This is a genomic window from Neorhizobium sp. T6_25 (genome assembly GCF_002968555.1).
GTDB lineage: Bacteria > Pseudomonadota > Alphaproteobacteria > Rhizobiales > Rhizobiaceae > Neorhizobium.
The window spans coordinates 1-383 of sequence record NZ_PVBL01000085.1 but is presented as its reverse complement, the minus strand read 5'-3'; the positions used below and the strand labels follow the sequence as shown (position 1 = coordinate 383).

General features: G+C 54.0%; 1 protein-coding gene. It reads left to right on the top strand.

The features are described 5' to 3' along the window. On the top strand, positions 1 to 383 hold a 383-nt coding region (locus C5L10_RS33435), incomplete at both ends, for a glycogen/starch synthase (protein WP_172717334.1).

Genomic DNA, 383 nt, shown 5'->3' with positions numbered 1-383 from the left:
GGGTTGGCATTTACCTGATTGACGCGCCGCATCTCTATGATCGTCCGGGAAGCCCGTATCACGATACCAACTTATTTGCCTATACCGACAACGTATTGCGTTTTGCGCTGCTGGGGTGGGTTGGGGCAGAAATGGCCAGCGGGCTTGACCCATTCTGGCGTCCTGATGTGGTGCATGCGCACGACTGGCATGCAGGCCTTGCGCCTGCGTATCTGGCGGCGCGCGGGCGTCCGGCGAAGTCGGTGTTTACTGTGCACAACCTGGCCTATCAAGGCATGTTTTATGCACATCACATGAATGACATCCAATTGCCATGGTCATTCTTTAATATTCATGGGCTGGAATTCAACGGACAAATCTCTTTCCTGAAGGCCGGTCTGTAC